At 60.8% G+C, this 19,227-nt stretch carries 17 protein-coding genes; 10 read left to right on the top strand and 7 right to left on the bottom strand.

Annotation, left to right across the window (positions count from 1 at the left end; translation table 11 throughout):
• Positions 1-26: 26 nt before the first annotated feature.
• Complete coding sequence (gene pap, locus CD58_RS08195) at positions 27-1,550, top strand: polyphosphate:AMP phosphotransferase (protein ID WP_025212544.1); 1,524 nt, start codon at positions 27-29, stop codon at positions 1,548-1,550.
• Between the two features lie 102 nt (positions 1,551-1,652).
• Positions 1,653-2,837: a thiolase family protein gene (locus tag CD58_RS08200; protein ID WP_025212545.1), complete on the top strand. Its 1,185-nt coding sequence runs from the start codon at positions 1,653-1,655 to the stop codon at positions 2,835-2,837.
• A gap of 214 nt (positions 2,838-3,051) precedes the next feature.
• Here the strand turns inward: CD58_RS08200 and CD58_RS08205 are convergent, their stop codons facing one another.
• Complete coding sequence (locus CD58_RS08205) at positions 3,052-3,249, bottom strand: DUF6316 family protein (protein WP_025212546.1); 198 nt, start codon at positions 3,247-3,249, stop codon at positions 3,052-3,054.
• A gap of 189 nt (positions 3,250-3,438) precedes the next feature.
• Between CD58_RS08205 and CD58_RS08210 the strand changes: the two genes are divergently transcribed.
• Positions 3,439-4,401: a DMT family transporter gene (locus CD58_RS08210; protein WP_025212547.1), complete on the top strand. Its 963-nt coding sequence runs from the start codon at positions 3,439-3,441 to the stop codon at positions 4,399-4,401.
• Positions 4,402-4,587: 186 nt separating this feature from the next.
• Here the strand turns inward: CD58_RS08210 and CD58_RS08215 are convergent, their stop codons facing one another.
• Positions 4,588-5,982 carry a class II fumarate hydratase gene (locus tag CD58_RS08215; RefSeq protein ID WP_025212548.1) on the bottom strand — a complete coding sequence of 465 codons (1,395 nt, stop codon included), beginning with the start codon at positions 5,980-5,982 and terminating at the stop codon, positions 4,588-4,590.
• Positions 5,983-6,173: 191 nt separating this feature from the next.
• Between CD58_RS08215 and CD58_RS08220 the strand changes: the two genes are divergently transcribed.
• From CD58_RS08220 to CD58_RS08250, 7 genes are all read left to right on the top strand, one after another.
• Positions 6,174-6,701 carry a DUF2059 domain-containing protein gene (locus CD58_RS08220; protein ID WP_025212549.1) on the top strand — a complete coding sequence of 176 codons (528 nt, stop codon included), beginning with the start codon at positions 6,174-6,176 and terminating at the stop codon, positions 6,699-6,701.
• 12 nt (positions 6,702-6,713) lie between these two features.
• Positions 6,714-7,013 (top strand): BolA family protein, encoded by a 300-nt coding sequence (locus CD58_RS08225; RefSeq protein ID WP_025212550.1) that lies wholly within the window; start codon positions 6,714-6,716, stop codon positions 7,011-7,013.
• A gap of 157 nt (positions 7,014-7,170) precedes the next feature.
• Positions 7,171-8,112: a rhodanese-related sulfurtransferase gene (locus CD58_RS08230; RefSeq protein ID WP_025212551.1), complete on the top strand. Its 942-nt coding sequence runs from the start codon at positions 7,171-7,173 to the stop codon at positions 8,110-8,112.
• A 3-nt stretch (positions 8,113-8,115) separates the two neighbouring features.
• Positions 8,116-8,751, top strand: coding sequence for a DsbA family protein (locus CD58_RS08235; protein WP_025212552.1), 636 nt, complete (start codon positions 8,116-8,118; stop codon positions 8,749-8,751).
• Positions 8,744-10,570: an ABC transporter ATP-binding protein gene (locus CD58_RS08240; RefSeq protein WP_025212553.1), complete on the top strand. Its 1,827-nt coding sequence runs from the start codon at positions 8,744-8,746 to the stop codon at positions 10,568-10,570. The genes CD58_RS08235 and CD58_RS08240 overlap by 8 nt, the downstream gene beginning before the upstream one ends.
• Before the next feature lie 191 nt (positions 10,571-10,761).
• A complete protein-coding gene (locus CD58_RS08245; RefSeq protein WP_025212554.1) occupies positions 10,762-13,221 on the top strand; it encodes an EAL domain-containing protein in 2,460 nt (819 codons plus the stop codon).
• Between the two features lie 78 nt (positions 13,222-13,299).
• Positions 13,300-14,070, top strand: coding sequence for a TenA family transcriptional regulator (locus CD58_RS08250; protein WP_419178824.1), 771 nt, complete (start codon positions 13,300-13,302; stop codon positions 14,068-14,070).
• A 143-nt stretch (positions 14,071-14,213) separates the two neighbouring features.
• On the opposite strand, the gene CD58_RS08255 is transcribed toward CD58_RS08250, so the two are convergent.
• From CD58_RS08255 to CD58_RS08275, 5 genes are all read right to left on the bottom strand, one after another.
• Positions 14,214-15,140, bottom strand: a complete 927-nt coding sequence (locus tag CD58_RS08255) for a GGDEF domain-containing protein (protein WP_025212556.1) — start codon at positions 15,138-15,140, stop codon at positions 14,214-14,216.
• A 362-nt stretch (positions 15,141-15,502) separates the two neighbouring features.
• Complete coding sequence (locus tag CD58_RS08260; protein ID WP_025212557.1) at positions 15,503-16,243, bottom strand: YciK family oxidoreductase; 741 nt, start codon at positions 16,241-16,243, stop codon at positions 15,503-15,505.
• A 150-nt stretch (positions 16,244-16,393) separates the two neighbouring features.
• Positions 16,394-17,065: an N-acetylmuramic acid 6-phosphate phosphatase MupP gene (gene mupP / locus CD58_RS08265; protein WP_025212558.1), complete on the bottom strand. Its 672-nt coding sequence runs from the start codon at positions 17,063-17,065 to the stop codon at positions 16,394-16,396.
• Between the two features lie 4 nt (positions 17,066-17,069).
• Positions 17,070-17,768, bottom strand: coding sequence for a bifunctional 2-polyprenyl-6-hydroxyphenol methylase/3-demethylubiquinol 3-O-methyltransferase UbiG (ubiG, locus tag CD58_RS08270; protein WP_020299633.1), 699 nt, complete (start codon positions 17,766-17,768; stop codon positions 17,070-17,072).
• Between the two features lie 61 nt (positions 17,769-17,829).
• Positions 17,830-19,161: a TRZ/ATZ family hydrolase gene (locus CD58_RS08275; protein ID WP_025212559.1), complete on the bottom strand. Its 1,332-nt coding sequence runs from the start codon at positions 19,159-19,161 to the stop codon at positions 17,830-17,832.
• Between the last annotated feature and the right edge of the window lie 66 nt (positions 19,162-19,227).

Below are 19,227 nucleotides of genomic sequence, written 5' to 3' on the forward strand. Positions count from 1 at the left end.
TGCCCCATTCCTGGAAGGAGCTGCCCATGTTTGAATCCGCTGAAATCGGTCACGCCATTGATAAAGACACCTTTGAGGCCGAGGTGCCGGCACTGCGTGAAGCGCTGCTCGAGGCTCAATTCGAGTTGCAGCAGCAGGGCCGGTTTCCGGTCATTGTGCTGATCAATGGCATCGAAGGCGCGGGCAAGGGCGAGACGGTGAAGTTGCTCAATGAGTGGATGGACCCGCGGCTGATCGAAGTGCGCACCTTCGACCAACAGACTGACGAGGAACTGGCGCGGCCACCGGCCTGGCGTTATTGGCGGATGCTGCCGGCCAAGGGGCGCATGGGGATTTTCTTCGGCAATTGGTACAGCCAGATGCTGCAAGGGCGGGTTCACGGCGAGTTCAAGGACCCACGGCTCGACCAGGCCATCAACGCGGCAGAACGCCTGGAAAAAATGCTCTGCGATGAAGGCGCGCTGATTTTCAAGTTCTGGTTCCATCTGTCCAAGAAGCAGATGAAAGCGCGGCTCAAGGGGCTCAAGGATGACCCGCTGCACAGCTGGCGCATCAGTCCGCTGGATTGGCAGCAGTCCCAGACTTATGACAAGTTCGTCCAGTACGGTGAGCGGGTGCTGCGCCGCACCAGTCGCGATTACGCGCCGTGGCATGTGATCGAAGGCGTGGACAGCTGTTATCGCAGCCTCACGGTGGGAAGGATCCTGCTCGAAGGATTGCGCCAGGCCCTGGACCGGCCGAAGGTCAAGCCGGAAAAGGTCAGTGTGGCACCGTTGCCGGCGTTGGACGATCAGGTGACGCTGATTGGCAGCCTGGACATGACCCTGCGCCTGGACAAGGCCGATTACGAGGAACAACTGATTACCGAGCAAGCGCGGTTCGCCGGTTTACTGCGGGATAAACGCATGCGCCGCCATGCCTTGGTGGCGGTGTTCGAAGGCAACGATGCGGCGGGCAAGGGCGGCGCGATCCGGCGGGTCGCGGCGGCCCTCGACCCGCGCCAATACAGCATCGTGCCGATTGCCGCGCCCACCGAAGAGGAGCGCGCCCATCCCTACATGTGGCGGTTCTGGCGGCATATTCCGGCGCGGGGCAAGTTCACCGTGTTCGACCGTTCCTGGTATGGCCGGGTGCTGGTGGAACGGGTCGAAGGGTTTTGCAGCCGGGCCGACTGGCTGCGGGCCTACGGCGAAATCAACGATTTCGAGGAGCAGATTGCCGACGCCGGCGTGGTGGTCGTCAAGTTCTGGCTGGCCATCGACAAGGAGACTCAGCTGGAGCGCTTCCAGGAACGTGAGGAGATCCCCTTCAAGCGTTTCAAGATCACCGAGGACGACTGGCGCAACCGGGATAAGTGGGACGCCTACCGGGCGGCGGTGTGCGACATGGTGGACCGTACCAGCACCGAGATTTCTCCCTGGACCCTGGTAGAGGCCAACGACAAGCGCTGGGCACGGGTCAAGGTGCTGCGCACCCTTAACCAGGCACTCGAGGAAGCGTTCGAACGCTCGGGCAAACAGGCGCGTCAGTCGAAGAAGGGCAAGAAGTAGGCGATGGCAGCGCATACGCGGGGTGAATGATTGTCGCGGTCGGTTATGCAGTGGATTTATGCTCGATTCACTCTCAACCGACCACAATAATGAGGAACAGCCATGCGTGAAGTGGTGATCGTCGACAGCGTACGGACCGGCCTGGCCAAGTCCTTTCGCGGCAAGTTCAACATGACCCGTCCGGACGACATGGCGGCGCATTGTGTCGATGCTTTGTTGGCCCGCAATGACATCGACCCGGCCAGCGTCGAGGATTGCATCGTCGGCGCCGGCTCCAACGAAGGCGCCCAAGGCTTCAACATCGGCCGCAATGTGGCGGTGCTCTCACAATTGGGCATTGGCACCGGCGGCATGACCCTCAACCGTTTCTGCTCTTCGGGCCTGCAAGCCATCGCCATCGCGGCCAACCAGATCGCCTCCGGCTGCAGCGAGATCATCGTCGCTGGCGGTGTGGAATCCATCAGCCTGACGATGAAAAGCGTCAACACCGACAACCTGATCAACCCACTGCTCAAGGAGCAGGTGCCTGGGATCTATTTCCCCATGGGCCAGACGGCCGAGATCGTTGCTCGTCGCTATCAGGTCAGCCGCGAAGAGCAGGACCGCTACGCCTTGCAGAGCCAGCAACGCACCGGCCAGGCCCAGGCGGCCGGGCTGTTCGATGATGAAATTATTCCGATGGCGGTCAAGTACCGTGTCGAGGACAAGAACACTGGCGCGGTGCAGATCCTCGATGGCGTGGTGGATCGCGACGATTGCAACCGTCCGGACACTACCTATGAAAGCCTGGCCGGCCTGAAGCCGGTGTTCGCCGAAGACGGTTCGGTGACAGCGGGCAACTCGTCACAGTTGTCCGATGGCGCCTCGATGACCCTGGTGATGAGCCTGGAAAAAGCCCTGGCCCTGGGGCTCAAGCCGAAGGCGTTTTTCCGTGGTTTTACCGTGGCCGGTTGCGCGCCAGACGAGATGGGCATCGGTCCGGTGTTTTCCGTGCCGAAGTTGCTCAAGGCCAAAGGCTTGCAGATCGCTGATATCGATTTGTGGGAGCTTAACGAGGCCTTTGCGTCCCAGTGCCTGTATAGCCGTAATCGGTTGGAAATCGATCATGAGAAATACAATGTCAACGGTGGCTCGATTGCCATCGGCCACCCGTTCGGGATGACCGGCTCACGGCAAGTGGGGCATCTGGTGCGCGAGCTGCAACGGCGTAACCTGCGCTACGGCATCGTGACCATGTGCGTGGGCGGTGGGATGGGGGCGACGGGATTGTTCGAGGCGGTGCGTTAACCGTTTACCGAAGAGATGGGGTGGCAAAAGAATCATCTGTTGGGAGGGATTTAACTGTGGCGAGGGGATTTATCCCCGTTGGGCTGCGTAGCAGCCCTGAAACCTGAACCCCCAGTGTGTCAGACACACTGGGGGTTTCTTTTGGGGCTGCTGCGCAGCCCAGCGGGGATTTATCCCCTCGCCACAGGAATGCTGCGCCCAGAACTGGGGGGACTTAGCTGGCAACCTGGGTCAACTGCTGCATCCGGCTGATATACGCCTCTATCTCCCGTTCCGCTGCCTCGCGACTGGCGAATGGACCCTCCTGCGTGCCTTCGCGGGTATTGAAATAAAACTCGCTATTTACCCGGCAGATCCGGTCACTGCGAAAAATCGTCGTAGGAACGGGGTCCTGGGCGCGTTTGCCAAGCATAGTGAGTCTCCAAGGGGCCGCGTGGTCGGTTTCATTGAGCATATGTGGTGTCGTGAATATGCGCCTGGCCAGCCGATCGACGGCTGCGACCCATACAATCCCATGGGCGGCCTTTGCCCAACTGTCCCTGTGTCGCCGGGCGCGACGCGCCTAGAATGGGGGCTCATTGTCTTGAGCTTCGAGGGTTGCATGCACGTATCGTCCGGTCGCTGGGTCTATGGTCTGTTTCTGGCCCTGTTGACCGCTTTGCTGTGGGGCATCCTGCCGATCAAGCTCAAGCAAGTGTTGCAAGTGATGGATCCGGTCACCGTGACCTGGTTTCGCCTGCTGGTGTCCGGTGGCTTGCTGTTCATCTACCTGGCGGCGACTCGGCGCCTGCCCAGCCGCAAGGTGCTTGGCCCTCGTGGTGGCTGGCTGGTGGCGATGGCGGTGCTGGGGCTGGTGGGCAATTACGTGCTGTACCTGATGGGCCTGAACCGCTTGAGCCCTGGCACGGCGCAACTGGTGGTGCAGATGGGGCCGATCATGTTGCTGGTCGCCAGCCTGTTTGTGTTCAAGGAGCGATTCAGCGTGGGGCAGGGCATTGGCCTGGCCGTGCTGTTGATCGGCTTTACGCTGTTTTTCAACCAGCGCCTCGTCGAGCTGTTGACCTCCTTGAGCGACTACACCGCCGGGGTCTTGCTGGTCTTGCTGGCTTCCACGGTCTGGACGTTCTACGCCTTGGGCCAGAAGCAACTGTTGACGGTGTGGAATTCGCTGCAAGTGATGATGGTGATCTACCTGTTTTGTGCGTTGCTGCTCACGCCTTGGGTGCATCCGTTGGAAGCGCTGCAATTGAGCCCTCTCCAGGGCTGGTTGTTGCTCGCGTGCTGCCTCAACACGCTGATTGCCTACGGCGCGTTTGCCGAGGCGCTGGCCCACTGGGAAGCCTCGCGTGTCAGCGCGACCCTAGCGATCACGCCGCTGGTGACCTTTGCCGCAGTGGCAATAGCCGCCTGGTGGTGGCCTGACTACGTCCATGCCGAGCAGATCAATCTGCTGGGGTATGGCGGGGCGGTGCTGGTGGTGCTGGGATCGGCGCTGGTGGCGCTGGGGCCGTCGCTGATGGCTGGGCTCAGGGCCCGGCGTGAGCGGATGGCCGTCGGGCGTTAAGAGCACAACAGGTCGTGCGACCGACACAAAACCAATGTGGGAGCGAGCTTGCTCGCGATGGCGGCGTGGCGGTCGATGGCGATGTCGACTCGACCGGCCCTATCGCGAGCAAGCTCGCTCCCACATTTTATTTTCAGTGGACGCAAATTTTGCGTCCGGCACACATTCGCTGAGGGCCGCCAGTCATCAGCCCTGGCTACCCGCCTCCAGCATATTCTCCGGTCTCACCCAGGCATCGAACTCTTCATCGCTGAGATACCCCAGCTGCAACGCCGCCTCGCGCAGGGTCAGCCCTTCGCCGTAGGCTTTCTTGGCGATCTCGGCGGACTTGTCGTAGCCGATGTGCGGGTTCAGCGCGGTCACCAACATCAACCCGCGTTCCAGGTGCGCGGCCATCTGCTCGGCATCCGGCTCGAGTCCGGCGATGCAGTGCTGCTGGAAGTTGCTGCAGCCATCGGCCAGCAGACGGATCGATTGCAGCAGGTTATGGATGATCACCGGTTTGAACACGTTCAGCTGCAAGTGGCCCTGGCTGGCGGCAAACCCGATGGTCACGTCGTTGCCCATGACCTGGCAGGCCAGCATCGACAAGGCTTCGCACTGGGTTGGATTGACCTTGCCGGGCATGATGGAACTGCCCGGTTCATTGGCCGGCAATTTCACTTCGGCGAACCCGGCCCGTGGCCCGGAACCCAGCAGACGCAGGTCGTTGGCGATCTTCATCAGGGTCACGGCCAGGGTTTTCAGCGCGCCGGACAGGGCGGTCAGGGGCTCATGGCCCGCCAGCGCGGCAAATTTGTTCGGCGCGGTGACGAACGGCAGGCCGGACAGCGCCGCCAGTTCGGCGGCAATGGCTTCGCCAAAGCCGTGGGGTGAGTTGAGTCCGGTGCCCACCGCCGTACCGCCCTGGGCCAGTTCGCAGACCGCTGGCAGGGCGGCGCGGATGGCGCGTTCGGCGTAATCGAGCTGGGCAATGAAGGCCGACAGTTCCTGGCCAAAGGTGATCGGTGTGGCATCCATCATGTGGGTGCGACCGGTCTTGACCAGTTTCATGTGGCGCGCTGCCAGTTCCGCCAGGCCGCCAGACAGCTCACCGATGGCCGGCAGCAATTGCTGCTGGACGGCCTGCACCGCGGCGATGTGCATGGCGGTGGGGAAGCAGTCGTTGGAGCTCTGGGAGCGGTTGACGTGGTCATTGGGGTGCACCGGGCTCTTGCCGCCGCGCGGGTTGCCCGCCAGCTCGTTGGCGCGTCCGGCGATCACTTCGTTGACGTTCATGTTGCTCTGGGTACCGCTGCCGGTCTGCCAGACCACCAGTGGGAATTGGTCGTCATGCTGGCCGTCCAGTACTTCGTCGGCGGCCTGTTCGATCAGGCGGGCGATGTCGGCGGGCAGATCACCATTGCGGTCGTTGACCCGCGCGGCGGCTTTCTTGATCAGCGCCAGGGCGTGCAGCACCGACAGCGGCATGCGTTCGTTGCCGATGGCAAAGTTGATCAAGGAACGCTGTGTCTGGGCGCCCCAATAGGCATCATCCGGGACTTCAACCTGGCCAAGGCTGTCGGTTTCGATACGGCTCATCGGGTCAAACTCCTGTAGGGCTGAATGCGCAGTTTAGGCCCTGATGGGCGGCGTCGGTTCCCTCAATCTAGGGGCGCCGGGTTCGGCCCGTCAATCGGACGTGGGGAGCATCGGGGTTGAGGCGCGGCGTTTTTTAGGCGCAGAATGGGCGCCCTTGGGGTTTTACCTCGCCTTTAATGAAAGGAAACTCGATGACCCGTCTTCGTGCCATCTGTACCGCAGTTGCTCTGGTGTGTGCCAGCGGCCCTGTTCTTGCCGATACCGCCAGCCACAACGCCAGTGCCGAAGCGTTCCTGACCCTGGCCCACGCTGACAAACTGGGCACCCCGGTGTACATGCAAGTGCAGCAAATGTTTGCCCAGCGCTTTGAGCAGACTAAAGCCCCGGAGTCGAAAAAAGCCACCCTGGAAACCTATCAGGCCAAGGCCAATGCCGCGCTGGACCAGGCCATCGGCTGGAACAAGCTCAAGCCGGACATGGTCAAGCTCTACACCAGCAACTTCAGCGAGTCGGAGCTCAAGGACCTGGTGTCCTTCTACCAGTCGCCATTGGGCAAGAAAGTCCTGGAAAAAATGCCCCAGTTGACTCAGCAATCGGCCCAACTGACCCAGGCCAAGCTTGAAAGCGCGGTGCCGGTGGTCAACAAGCTGCTGGCGGACATGACAGCGGAGCTTGAGCCAAAAGCCGCTGCCCCTGCCCCTGCCAAGAAAAAGCCGTAAGCGGAGCCTGGTATGAGCATGCAACAACGCATCGAATCGACGCTCGGGCTCTTGCAGCCCGAGCACCTGCAAGTGCTGGATGAAAGCCACATGCACAGCCGTGGGTTACAGACCCACTTCAAGGCCGTGGTGGTCAGCCAGCAGTTCGAGGGACTCAATCGCGTCAAGCGCCACCAGAAGGTCTACGGCACGCTGGGCGAGCTGATGGGCGAATTCCATGCGTTGGCGCTGCACACCTACACCCCCGAAGAATGGGCACAGATCGACACCGCCCCGGCTTCGCCAACGTGTGCCGGTGGTAGCAAGGGGTAGAGCGCTACAAGTTTCAAGCTACAAGCTATAGCCCTGTGGCTCGAAGCTTGGAGCTTGAAGCTGCTTTTTTGCTAGAATCCGCAACGCGCCTTCCCGGGCGCGTTTTTTTTCGCGTCCGGTTCACCCTTTACGAGGGTAGCCACCTGGAGAAACACCCATGACACAACCCATTGTCGTGGCGGCACTGTATAAGTTCGTCACCCTTGAAGATTACGTCGAGTTGCGTGAGCCCTTGCTCAAGGCCATGCTCGACAACGGCGTCAAAGGCACGCTGCTGATCGCCCAGGAAGGTATCAACGGCACGGTCTCCGGCACCCGCGAAGGCATCGACGGCCTGCTGGCCTGGCTCAAGAACGATCCGCGCATGATCGACATCGACCACAAAGAGTCGTACTGCGACGAGCAGCCGTTCTACCGCACCAAGGTCAAGCTCAAGAAAGAAATCGTGACCCTCGGCGTTGAAGGCGTAGACCCGAACAAACAAGTCGGCACTTACGTCGAGCCGCAGGACTGGAATGCGTTGATCAGCGATCCGGAAGTGCTGTTGATCGACACTCGCAACGATTACGAAGTGTCCATCGGCACCTTTGAAGGCGCGATCGATCCCAAGACCACCAGCTTTCGCGAGTTCCCCGAGTACATCAAGGCCAACTTCGACCCTGCCCGGCACAAGAAAGTCGCGATGTTCTGCACCGGCGGCATTCGCTGTGAAAAAGCCTCCAGCTATATGCTCGGCCAGGGTTTCGACGAGGTCTATCACCTCAAGGGCGGCATCCTGAAATACCTCGAGGAGGTGCCTCAGGAAGAAACCAAATGGCGTGGCGACTGCTTCGTGTTCGATAACCGCGTGACCGTTCGTCATGACCTCAGCGAAGGAGACTACGATCAATGTCACGCCTGTCGTACACCGATCAGCGTGGAAGACCGTGCCTCGGAGCATTATGTACCGGGCATCAGTTGCCCTCATTGCTGGGATAAGCTGAGCGAGAAGACCCGCCGCAGCGCCATCGACCGGCAAAAGCAGATCGAATTGGCCAAGGCCCGCAACATGCCGCATCCAATCGGCTACAACTACAAGCAGTCATCTTCCGAGGCTTGAACCATGGCGCCACGCCTGCTCTATGTGATGGACCCGATGTGTTCCTGGTGCTGGGGCTTCGCGCCGGTGGCCGAGGCACTGGTCGAGCAGGCGCAAGCCGCCGGTGTGGAGTTGCACCTGGTGGTGGGCGGTTTGCGCACCGGCAGCGGTTCGGCCCTGGAGCCGACTACCCGACGCTACATCCTGGAACATTGGCAGGCCGTCACCGAGGCCACCGGCCAGACGTTCAAGCTTGAAGGTGCATTGCCGGACGGTTTCGTCTACGACACCGAACCGGCCTGCCGGGCCTTGGTGACCGCCCGTAGCCTGGCGCCTGACCTGGCCTGGAAGCTGGTGAAGCTGATCCAGCAGGCTTTTTATGTTCAAGGCCGCGACGTAACCCTCGCCAGCGTCCTGGTGGAATTGGCCGAACAAGCCGGGCTGCCGCGCATCGAATTCGCCGCGGCATTCGATCGCGCCGACCAACATGCGGCCACTGCTGCGGATTTCACCTGGGTGCAGGACCTGGGTATTGCGGGGTTTCCCACGTTGCTGGCCGAGCGTGACGGCCAATTGGCCTTGCTTACTAACGGTTACCAGCCCTTGAGCCAATTGTCTCCATTGCTGGGTCGCTGGCTGGAGCGCGCGGCCTGTGCCTGACCTGTCGGATGAGGCATCGGCCACGCGGCGCATCGATCGGTTGAGTTGGGCAGAAATCCGTAGGCTGGCCCTCAAACACAAAAAAGCCCTGTGGATCGCCAACGGCGTGGCCGTTCTAGCGACGTTGTGCAGTGTGCCAATCCCGTTGCTGTTGCCGCTGCTGGTGGACGAAGTGCTGCTGGGGCACGGCGATGCTGCCTTGAAAGTCATGAATCAGGCATTGCCGACAGAGTGGCAGCGCGCGGCCGGCTATATCGGGCTGATGCTGCTGGTGACCTTGGCCCTGCGGTGCGGCGCGTTGCTGTTCAACGTGTTGCAGGCACGCTTGTTCGCCAGGCTGGCCAAGGACATCGTCTATCGCATTCGTATCCGGTTGATCGAGCGTCTCAAGCGTATTTCCCTGGGCGAGTACGAAAGCCTGGGCAGTGGCACCGTGGCGGCCCACCTGGTCACGGACCTGGACACCCTCGACAAATTCATCGGCGAAACCCTCAGCCGTTTCCTGGTGGCGATGCTGACCCTGGTGGGCACCGCTGGGATTCTGGTATGGATGCACTGGGAACTGGCGCTGCTGATCCTGTTGTTCAACCCGCTGGTGATCTACGCCACGGTGCAGTTGGGCAAGCGGGTCAAGCACCTCAAGAAGCTGGAGAACGACAGCACGTCGCGCTTCACCCAGGCCCTGACCGAAACCCTGGACGCTATCCAGGAAGTGCGCGCCGGTAACCGCCAGGGATATTTCCTCGGCCGTTTGGGGGCGCGCGCCAAGGAGGTCCGCGATTACGCGGTGAGTTCGCAGTGGAAGACCGACGCCTCGAACCGCGCCAGTGGTTTGCTGTTCCAGTTTGGTATCGATATTTTTCGCGCGGCGGCCATGCTCACCGTGGTGTTTTCCGACCTGTCCATCGGCCAGATGCTGGCGGTGTTCAGCTACCTCTGGTTCATGATTGGCCCGGTGGAGCAACTGCTCAACTTGCAATACGCCTTTTATGCCGCCGGCGGTGCGCTATCGCGGATCAACGAGTTGCTGGCCCGTGCCGATGAACCGCAATACGCTGGCGGCGTAGACCCGTTCAAGGGGTGCGAGACCGTGGGCATCGACATTCAAGGCTTGAGCTTCGGTTATGGCGAGGAGCTGGTGCTCGACCAATTGAACCTGTCCATCTCGCCGGGCGAGAAGGTTGCCATCGTCGGGGCCAGCGGCGGCGGCAAGAGCACCCTGGTGCAGCTGTTGCTGGGGCTGTACACGCCGCAGTCGGGGAGCATCCGTTTCGGCGGCGCCACGCAGCAGGAGATTGGCTTGGAAACCATCCGCGAGAACGTCGCGGTGGTGCTGCAGCACCCGGCGCTGTTCAACGACACGGTGCGTGCCAACCTCGCCATGGGCCGGGAGTGCAGTGACGAGGCCTGTTGGCGGGCGCTGGAAATTGCCCAGCTCGATGCCACGGTGCGAGCGTTGCCCCAAGGGTTGGAGAGCGTCGTCGGGCGTTCCGGGGTGCGCCTGTCGGGCGGGCAGCGTCAACGGCTGGCCATCGCCCGCATGGTGTTGGCCAACCCTCGGGTGGTGATTCTCGATGAGGCCACCTCGGCACTGGATGCCGCCACTGAGTACAACCTTCATCAGGCGCTGGCGCGATTCCTCAGCGGGCGTACCACGCTGATCATCGCCCACCGGTTGTCGGCCGTGAAACAGGCTGATCGGGTGCTGGTGTTTGACGGCGGTCAAATCGCTGAAGACGGTGACCATCTACAGCTGATTGCCGAGGGTGGTTTGTACGCCCGACTCTATGGTCACCTGCAACAAATACAGCAGCCTTGAGTTTCCTGCGCTTTTCTGCGCTTAGTATCTTAAAAAACTCAAGGAAACTCCCCGACTTCCTCCGAATTTCAAGCCAAAGCCCTTCGTTCCTTCATCTGGTCATTCGAAGGGTCGAAAACTAGCCTAGGCTGTGGAGTCAGGAGCGGAATTCTCGCGGGTGTTCATCTGGCAGTACCTGTGCAAGGGACCTCATGAAGCAAAAGCAGACTCTCGGAACGCCACGGCTGCTGGGTATTGTCTGGCCCTTTATTGCCGTTGTGTTATTTCAAGCATTACTTGGAGGCGTCAGCCTTTACGTATTGTCTGCGGTTCGCGGCTATGTGGCTGGAGAAAGCCTTTGGTCCAAGGGCCAGAAAGACGCCATCTACTACCTCAATCTCTATGCCGACAGCCGTGACGAGGCGATTTTCCGTAAGTACCAGCAAGCCATCGCCGTACCCGAGGGCGGCCATGAGTTGCGAGTGGCGCTCGACCGTGAGCCGCCGGACCTGGACGCGGCAAGGGCCGGCATCCTCAAGGGCGGCAACCACCCGGACGACGTGTCCAGCGTGATCTGGCTTTATCTGAATTTTCGACACTTCAGTTACCTGGAAGAGGCCATCGATCTCTGGACGGTGGGTGACGGCTATCTGATCGAGCTGGATAACGTCGCCCGGCAGATGCACGACAGCATTACCGCAGGCCAGGCGTCGGAGAGCGATATTCGTAGCTGGAAGGCCCAAATCTTTGCGATCAACGATTCCGTCACCCCGGCTGCCAAGGCTTTCAGCGATGCGCTGGGCGAGGGGTCGCGCTTTATCCTGCGCCTGTTGCTGGTGACCAACTTCGCCACGGCCCTTGGATTGATTGTCCTGGCGTTATTGCGTACGCATAAATTGCTGGCCCAGCGGCAGGTCTTCGCCAATGCGCTGCAACTGGAGAAGGAGCGTGCGCAGATCACCCTGCAATCCATCGGCGACGGGGTGATCACCACCGACGTTGAAGGCGCCATTGCCTACATGAACCCCGCTGCCGAAGCGATGACCCACTGGAAAGCCGAACACGCCACGGGGCTGCCTTTGGCGGCGCTGTTCAATCTGCTCGACGACAACGCACAGACCGAGGGACTGACCCTGATCGAGCACATTCTCAGCGGTCGGCTCAGCGGCGCCAGCGAGCATTCCAAGTTGATCCAGCGCCTGGACGGCAGCACGGTGTCGGTGACCCTGGTGGGGGCGCCGATCCGTCATGCGGGCAAGGTCAGTGGCGCCGTACTGGTGTTGCATGACATGACCCAGGAACGCCAATACATCGCCAACCTGTCGTGGCAGGCCACCCATGACGCCCTGACGGGCCTGGCGAACCGTCGGGAGTTCGAATATCGCCTTGAGCAGGCCTTGCACAACCTCACCCGTCAGGTCGGGCGCCATGCCTTGATGTTTCTCGATCTGGATCAGTTCAAATTGGTCAACGACACTTGCGGCCACGCGGCGGGTGACGAATTGTTGCGGCATATCTGCGCCTTGTTGCAATCGGGCCTGCGGGAAAATGACACCCTGGCCCGGCTGGGCGGCGATGAGTTTGGCATTTTGCTGGAGAATTGTTCGCCGGAGGCCGCGGAAAAAATCGCCGAGGGGCTGCGCCAGACGGTGCAGAACCTGCACTTTGTCTGGAAGGGCCGGCCGTTTGTCACCACTGTGAGCATTGGCCTGGTGCACATCGCCCAGAGCCCGACCACCCTGGAGGCGTCCCTGCGCGCCGCCGACATGGCTTGCTACATGGCCAAGGAGAAGGGGCGTAACCGGGTCCAGGTCTATCACGCCGACGACTCGGAGTTGTCCCTGCGCTTTGGTGAAATGGCCTGGGTCCAGCGTCTGCATATGGCGTTGGAGGAAAACCGCTTCTGTCTTTACGCCCAGGAAATCGCCGCGCTGGGCCCGGGCGACCATGGTGGTGGGCATATTGAAATCCTGCTGCGCCTGCATGACGAAGCCGGGCGGATGATCTTGCCGGACAGTTTCATCCCAGCGGCAGAACGCTATGGCCTGATGACCTCCCTGGACCGTTGGGTGGTGGAGAACGTCTTCAAGATCATCCGCCAATGCCTGAATGAGTCGCGACAAGAGCCAATGGCCATGTGTGCGATTAATCTGTCAGGTACTACTATCGGAGATCAGGCGTTCCTGGACTTCCTGCGTAAACAGTTCGTGGCCTACTCGATCCCGCCAGAAATGATTTGTTTTGAAATTACCGAGACCAGTGCCATTTCGAATCTGGGCAGCGCGATCCGCTTTATCAATGAACTCAAGGGCTTGGGCTGCTATTTCTCGCTGGATGACTTTTGCGCCGGAATGTCTTCATTCGCTTACCTGAAACATTTACCTGTAGACTTCCTGAAGATCGACGGGAGTTTCGTAAAGGATATGCTGGACGACCCGATTAACCGTGCAATGGTCGAGGTGATCAATCACATCGGCCACGTCATGGGTAAGCGCACCATTGCCGAGTTTGTTGAGACCACCCAGATCGAGCAGGCATTGCTGGAGATTGGTGTGGATTACGCTCAAGGGTATGTGATCGAACGCCCGCAATTGTTTACCTGTGACACGTTGCAATGTCGGCCGGCCCGGCCTCAGCCGTTGTTATTCAAGGCCCCCGGCACGTTCCGCTGAACTTCTTTGTTGATCCGGAAAATCACAATCAAAAGGAGCCCGACAGTGATCGACATATTCAACCGAACAGGCCCGCTCATGGACCCCACGAGCTATCCGAAATGGGCACAACAGCTCATTACCGATTGCAGCGAGAGCAAGCGCCGGGTTGTCGAACACGAGCTGTATCAACGCATGCGCGATAACAAGCTCAGCGCCAAGACCATGCGCCACTACCTCATTGGTGGTTGGCCGGTCGTTGAACAGTTCGCTTTATACATGGCACAAAACCTCACCAAGACCCGCTTTGCCCGCCATCCCGGCGAGGACATGGCGCGTCGCTGGCTGATGCGCAACATTCGTGTCGAACTCAACCATGCCGATTACTGGGTGAACTGGAGCGCCGCCCATGGCGTGTCCCTGGAAGATCTGCAAGCGCAACAGGTGGCGCCCGAGCTTCATGCCTTGAGCCACTGGTGTTGGCACACCAGCTCGTCGGATTCATTGATCGTGGCCATCGCCGCGACCAACTATGCCATCGAGGGTGCGACCGGGGAGTGGTCGGCGCTGGTGTGTTCCACCGGCGTCTATGCGGCGGCTTTCGCCGAGGAAGACCGCAAGCGGGCCATGAAGTGGCTGAAGATGCATGCCCAGTACGATGACGCCCATCCTTGGGAAGCCTTGGAAATCATCTGTACCCTGGCAGGCATGAACCCGAGCAAGGCCCTGCAGACAGAACTGCGCCAGGCCGTATGCAAGAGCTACGACTATATGTACCTGTTCCTGGAGCGCTGCATGCAACTGGAGCAGTCGGAGTCCGTGGGGAAAACTTCATCCACCCGTGAGCGCCTGGCGCTGGCTGGGAGCTGATTTCCTCCGCTTCGGATAGCAACCCAATGTGGGAGCGAGTCAGCTCGCGAAGAGGCTGACAGTCAACGGGGAGGTTGGCTGTCAGACCGTCATCGCGAGCAAGCTCGCTCCCACAATGATCCCAGTGTCCTTTGATTGTTTTTTCAGCCCGCCATCGCCAACCGGTTGCGGCCTTCGCGCTTGGCCACGTACAGCGCGCTGTCGGCCCGTCGCAACAGGCTCTCCGCTGATTCGCCCGGCAGCAAGGTTGCGCAACCCAGGCTGACCGTCAGTTCAATCCGTGTGCCCGCCGCGAAATAATCCTGTGCCTGAGCGGCGTAACGCAATCGTTCACCGACCATGGCCGCGGCATCGCGGCTGGTGTTGGAAAGCAGGATCAGAAACTCTTCACCACCAAACCTGAACACCATGTCCACGTTGCGCAGTTGATTCTTGATCGATTCGGCAACGGATTTGAGCACCTCGTCACCAACGCCGTGTCCATGGCTGTCGTTGATGCGCTTGAAATGATCGATGTCGAGCATCAGCAGCGACAAGGGCTGCAGATGACGCCTGGCCATGTCGATTTCACGCACCAGGGTCTGGTCCATGGCGATGCGGTTACCGGTGCCGGTCAGGGGATCGCGCAGGGCGCTTTGGGTGGCGGCACGGTAGAGCAGGGCGTTGCGCAGCGGGTAGAGCAATGTCGAGAGCACGGACTCCAGGTCGCTTTGCTCCGACTCGGAAAAGCGCTGGTTGCGGCGAAACACCAGCTCCCCCAAATGTTCGCCTTCATGGCTGAGGTTGTAGCTGAGGGTGTGATGGCCGCGCTGACCGAATTCGAGACGCAGATCGCTGGGTTTGTGCTGATAGGCCAATGCGTCCAGGGGCACCAGGCGTTGAACTTCCCGGAAAAACAGGCCCAGGATTCGTTGCGGCTCCAGGCTGGTCTGCAATTGTTGGCTCAGTTGCTGACGCAGTTGCGAAAGGTTGACGGACCGTGCCACGAGCGGCGACGGCTGGCCGAAGCCCAGGCGCTGCAACTTGGCGCTGTCGAAGTCAATCGCGTTGATCTGGGTGGGCGTTTTCATTTTGGCGTTAGCCCCTAAGCTAAATCTGTTCCTGCCGGGCTGGGTGAGGCGACTTTGGTAGTGCGTCGTACTGGTCCTTCAGTCCCGTAGGACATCTGATTTGAGTTTAGTCCGCTTCCCTGACAGGCGTAAGACTCGTCTCAACGTCCGTTCCCCGCCGAACATGGCGTGTTTGAGGATATTTAGAGCGAAAGTCGTGCCATTCAGTTCATTAGAATAAAAACCGATTAGGAATCAAGGAATTGATAGCCAATCGCTGGCATCCCTTCGTCTTTTTTTGTGACGTGGACTTGGCGGTTCGTCTGGCTGGGCATCGAAGGCGAGTGCGTCGCGACGGTAATACGTCGCGACGTGGAGGAGGGTTACTGCGCGTTGAAGGCTTGGCCGTTGACACCAGCGCTATCCGGTCCCATCAGGTACAAGTAGACCGGCATGATTTCTTCAGGCGTCGGGTTGTTGAGCGGGTTTTCCCCCGGATAGGCCTGGGCACGCATGCTGGTGCGGGTTGCCCCGGGGTTGATGCTGTTGGCGCGCACCGCGGCGACGGTATCGACTTCGTCGGCCAGGGTCTGCATCAGCCCCTCGGTCGCAAACTTGGACACGCCATAAGCCCCCCAATACGCCCGGCCTTTACGCCCGACGCTGCTGGAGGTGAACACCACGGACGCATCCTGGGACAGCTTGAGCAGCGGTAGCAGGGTGCTGGTGAGCATGAACATGGCGTTGACGTTGACATGCATCACCCGCATGAAATTCTCGCCGGACAATTGTTCCAGCGGCGTGCGCGGGCCAATGATCGAGGCATTGTGCAGCAGTCCGTCCAGATGGCCGAACTCGGTTTCGATCATGGCCGCCAGTTCATCGTATTGATGGGGCAGGGCGGTTTCGAGGTTGAACGGAATCACCGCCGGCTGCGGATGGCCGGCCGCCTCGATTTCATCGTAGACCTGGGTCAGGTTGGCTTCGGTCTTGCCCAGCAACAGCACGGTGGCGCCATGGGCGGCGTAGGCTTTTGCCGCAGCGGCACCGATCCCGCGACCGGCGCCGGTGACCAGAATCACCCGGCCATTGAGCAGGTCGGGACGGGCGGAATAATCAAACATAAAAAACCTCAACAATTAGAGCAGCACAGTACCTGTGGCGAAGAAGCTTTTGTGGCGAGGGAGCTTGCTCCCGTTCGGCGGCGAAGCCGTCGTCCAGGGGACCGCTTCGCGGTCCAGCGGGAGCAAGCTCCCTCGCCACAATGAATCAGCTCAGCAACCGCACAACGCGTTATCCAGCACTTCGCGCAGCGCCGAGGGGTGATCGATCACCACATCCGCGCCCCAATGCCTGGGGTTGTCGTCCGGGTGGATATAGCCGTAGCTCACCGCGCAGGTCTTGGTGCCGGCGTTGCGGCCGGACTCGATGTCCCGCAGGTCGTCGCCCACGAACAACACGCTGGCCGGGTCCAGGTCGAGCATCTTGCACGCCAGGATCAGCGGTTCCGGGTCCGGCTTGCTGTTTTTCACATGGTCAGGGCAGATCAGCACCTTCGAGCGCTCGGCCAGGCCCAGTTGCTGCATGATCGGCTCGGCGAAGCGCACCGGTTTGTTGGTGACCACGCCCCAGATCAGGTTGGCCGCTTCAATATCGGCCAACACCTCGGCCATGCCGTCGAACAGGTGGCTGTGGACCGCGCAACCCTTGAGGTAGCGGTCGAGGAACTCCTGGCGCAGTTCCTCGAACCCCGGTGATTCCGGATCCATGGAAAAGGTCACCGCGACCATCGCCCGGGCACCGCCGGAAATCTCGTCGCGAATGTGCTGTGTGTTCATCGGTGGCAAGCCACGGTCGGCGCGCATGGCCTGGCAGATGGCGATGAAGTCCGGCGCGGTGTCGAGCAGCGTGCCGTCCATGTCGAAGAGAACTGCTTTGAGACGCATCGACTTACTCCTCGCGCAGGGTCTGGATCATGTAGTTGACGTCAACGTCGGCGGCCAGCTTGTAGTGCTTGGTCAGCGGGTTGTAGGTCAGGCCGATGATGTCCTTGACGGTCAGCCCGGCCATGCGGCTCCAGGCGCCCAGCTCGGAAGGCCGGATGAATTTCTTGAAGTCGTGGGTGCCGCGCGGCAGCAGCTTCATGATGTATTCGGCACCGATGATGGCGAACAGGTACGCTTTCGGGTTGCGGTTGATCGTGGAGAAGAACACCTGGCCGCCGGGCTTGACCATGCGAAAGCACGCGCGGATGACCGATGACGGGTCCGGCACGTGTTCGAGCATTTCCAGGCACGTGACCACGTCGAACTGCTCGGGCATTTCCTCGGCCAGGGCTTCGGCGGTGATCTGCCGGTATTCCACGCTGACGCCGGACTCCAGTTGATGCAATTGCGCAACCGCCAGCGGGGCCTCGCCCATGTCGATGCCCATCACCGTCGCCCCGCGCTGGGCCATGGCCTCGCTGAGGATGCCGCCGCCGCAGCCGACGTCGAGGACTTTCTTGCCGGCCAGGTTGACCCGTTCGTCAATCCAGTTGACCCGCAGCGGGTTGATGTCGTGCAGCGGTTTGAATTCGCTTTCACGGTCCCACCAGCGATGGGCCAGGGCTTCGAATTTGGCGATTTCGGCGTGGTCAACGTTGCTCATGTGCAGATCCTCGAAAAACTTGAAAAATCGTGTGCCCCGAGCCATGGCTCCAGGGGCAGGGTTATTCGTTGTGACCGCTGACGCGACGGCCCCAGGCCTGGGCCGTGGCGGTCAGCTGCGATTCGTCCAGGCGAGTCAGCCGGCCATCTTCCAGCAACGGCTTGCCGGCCACCCAGAGGTGTTTCACGCAATCGCGGCCCGTGGCGTAGATCAGTTGCGACACCGGGTCGTAGACTGGCTGCTGGGCCAGGCCCGACAGGTCAAAGGCCACCAGGTCGGCGGCCTTGCCGACTTCCAGGGAGCCGACCGTCGCTTCGATGCCCAGCGCCCGGGCGCCATTGAGCGTGGCCATGCGCAACGCCCGGTGGGCGTCCAGGGCCGTGGCCGAACCGGCGACTGCCTTGGCCAGCAACGCGGCGGTGCGCGTTTCGCCGAGCAAGTCCAGGTCGTTGTTGCTCGCCGCACCATCGGTGCCGATCGCCACATTGACCCCGGCCTGCCACAAGCGCTCCACCGGGCAGAAGCCGCTGGCCAACTTCAAATTCGATTCCGGACAATGAATCACGCTGCAATTGCTTTCTACCAGCAAAGCCTGGTCTTCATCGCTGACCTGAGTCATGTGCACGGCCTGGAAGCGCGGCCCCAACAGGCCCAGCCGTCCCAGCCGGGCCATGGGCCGCTCGCCAGTGTTATCCACAGCCTGCTGCACTTCGAAGGCGGTTTCGTGAACATGCATATGAATGGCCGCGTCGAGCTCTTCGGCGATCACGCGGATTTTCTCCAGGTTCTCGTCGCCCACCGTGTAGGGCGCATGGGGGCCGAATGCGACTTTGATCCGTGGATGGTGCTTGAGGTCGCCAAACAACTCGATGCCCTGACGAATGGCTTCGTCGGCACTGGCGGCACCGGGGATCGGGAAATCCAGGATCGGAATGGCGATTTGCGCGCGGATGCCGCTGTTATGCACGCGTTCGCTGGCAACCTTGGGATAGAAATACATGTCAGAGAAGCAAGTGATGCCGCCCTTGATCTGCTCGGCGATCGCCAGGTCGGTGCCATCGCGCACGAAATCTTCATCGACCCATTTGGCTTCGGCTGGCCAGATATGCTGTTCGAGCCAGGTCATCAAGGGCAGGTCGTCGGCCAGGCCGCGGAACAAGGTCATCGCCGCATGGCCGTGGGCGTTGATCAGGCCCGGGCTGAGCAGCATGCCGGGCAGTTCGCGAACCTGGGCGGCGTCACACTTGAGGGCTTCTGCCCGCGGGCCGATGAACACGATGCAACCGTCGCGGATGCCCAGGCCATGGTCCTTGAGCACGACACCGGCGGGTTCGACAGGCACCAACCAGGTCGGCAGCAATAATAAGTCGAGCGCAACGGCAGGCTTGGGCATCGTGGAAGGGTTCCATGGGTTATAAAGGATGGCGAAGTATACCCGAGCGTCTTCGCAGAGGGATCG

It is taken from the genome of Pseudomonas brassicacearum (assembly GCF_000585995.1).
Taxonomy (GTDB): Bacteria; Pseudomonadota; Gammaproteobacteria; order Pseudomonadales; family Pseudomonadaceae; genus Aquipseudomonas; species Aquipseudomonas brassicacearum_A.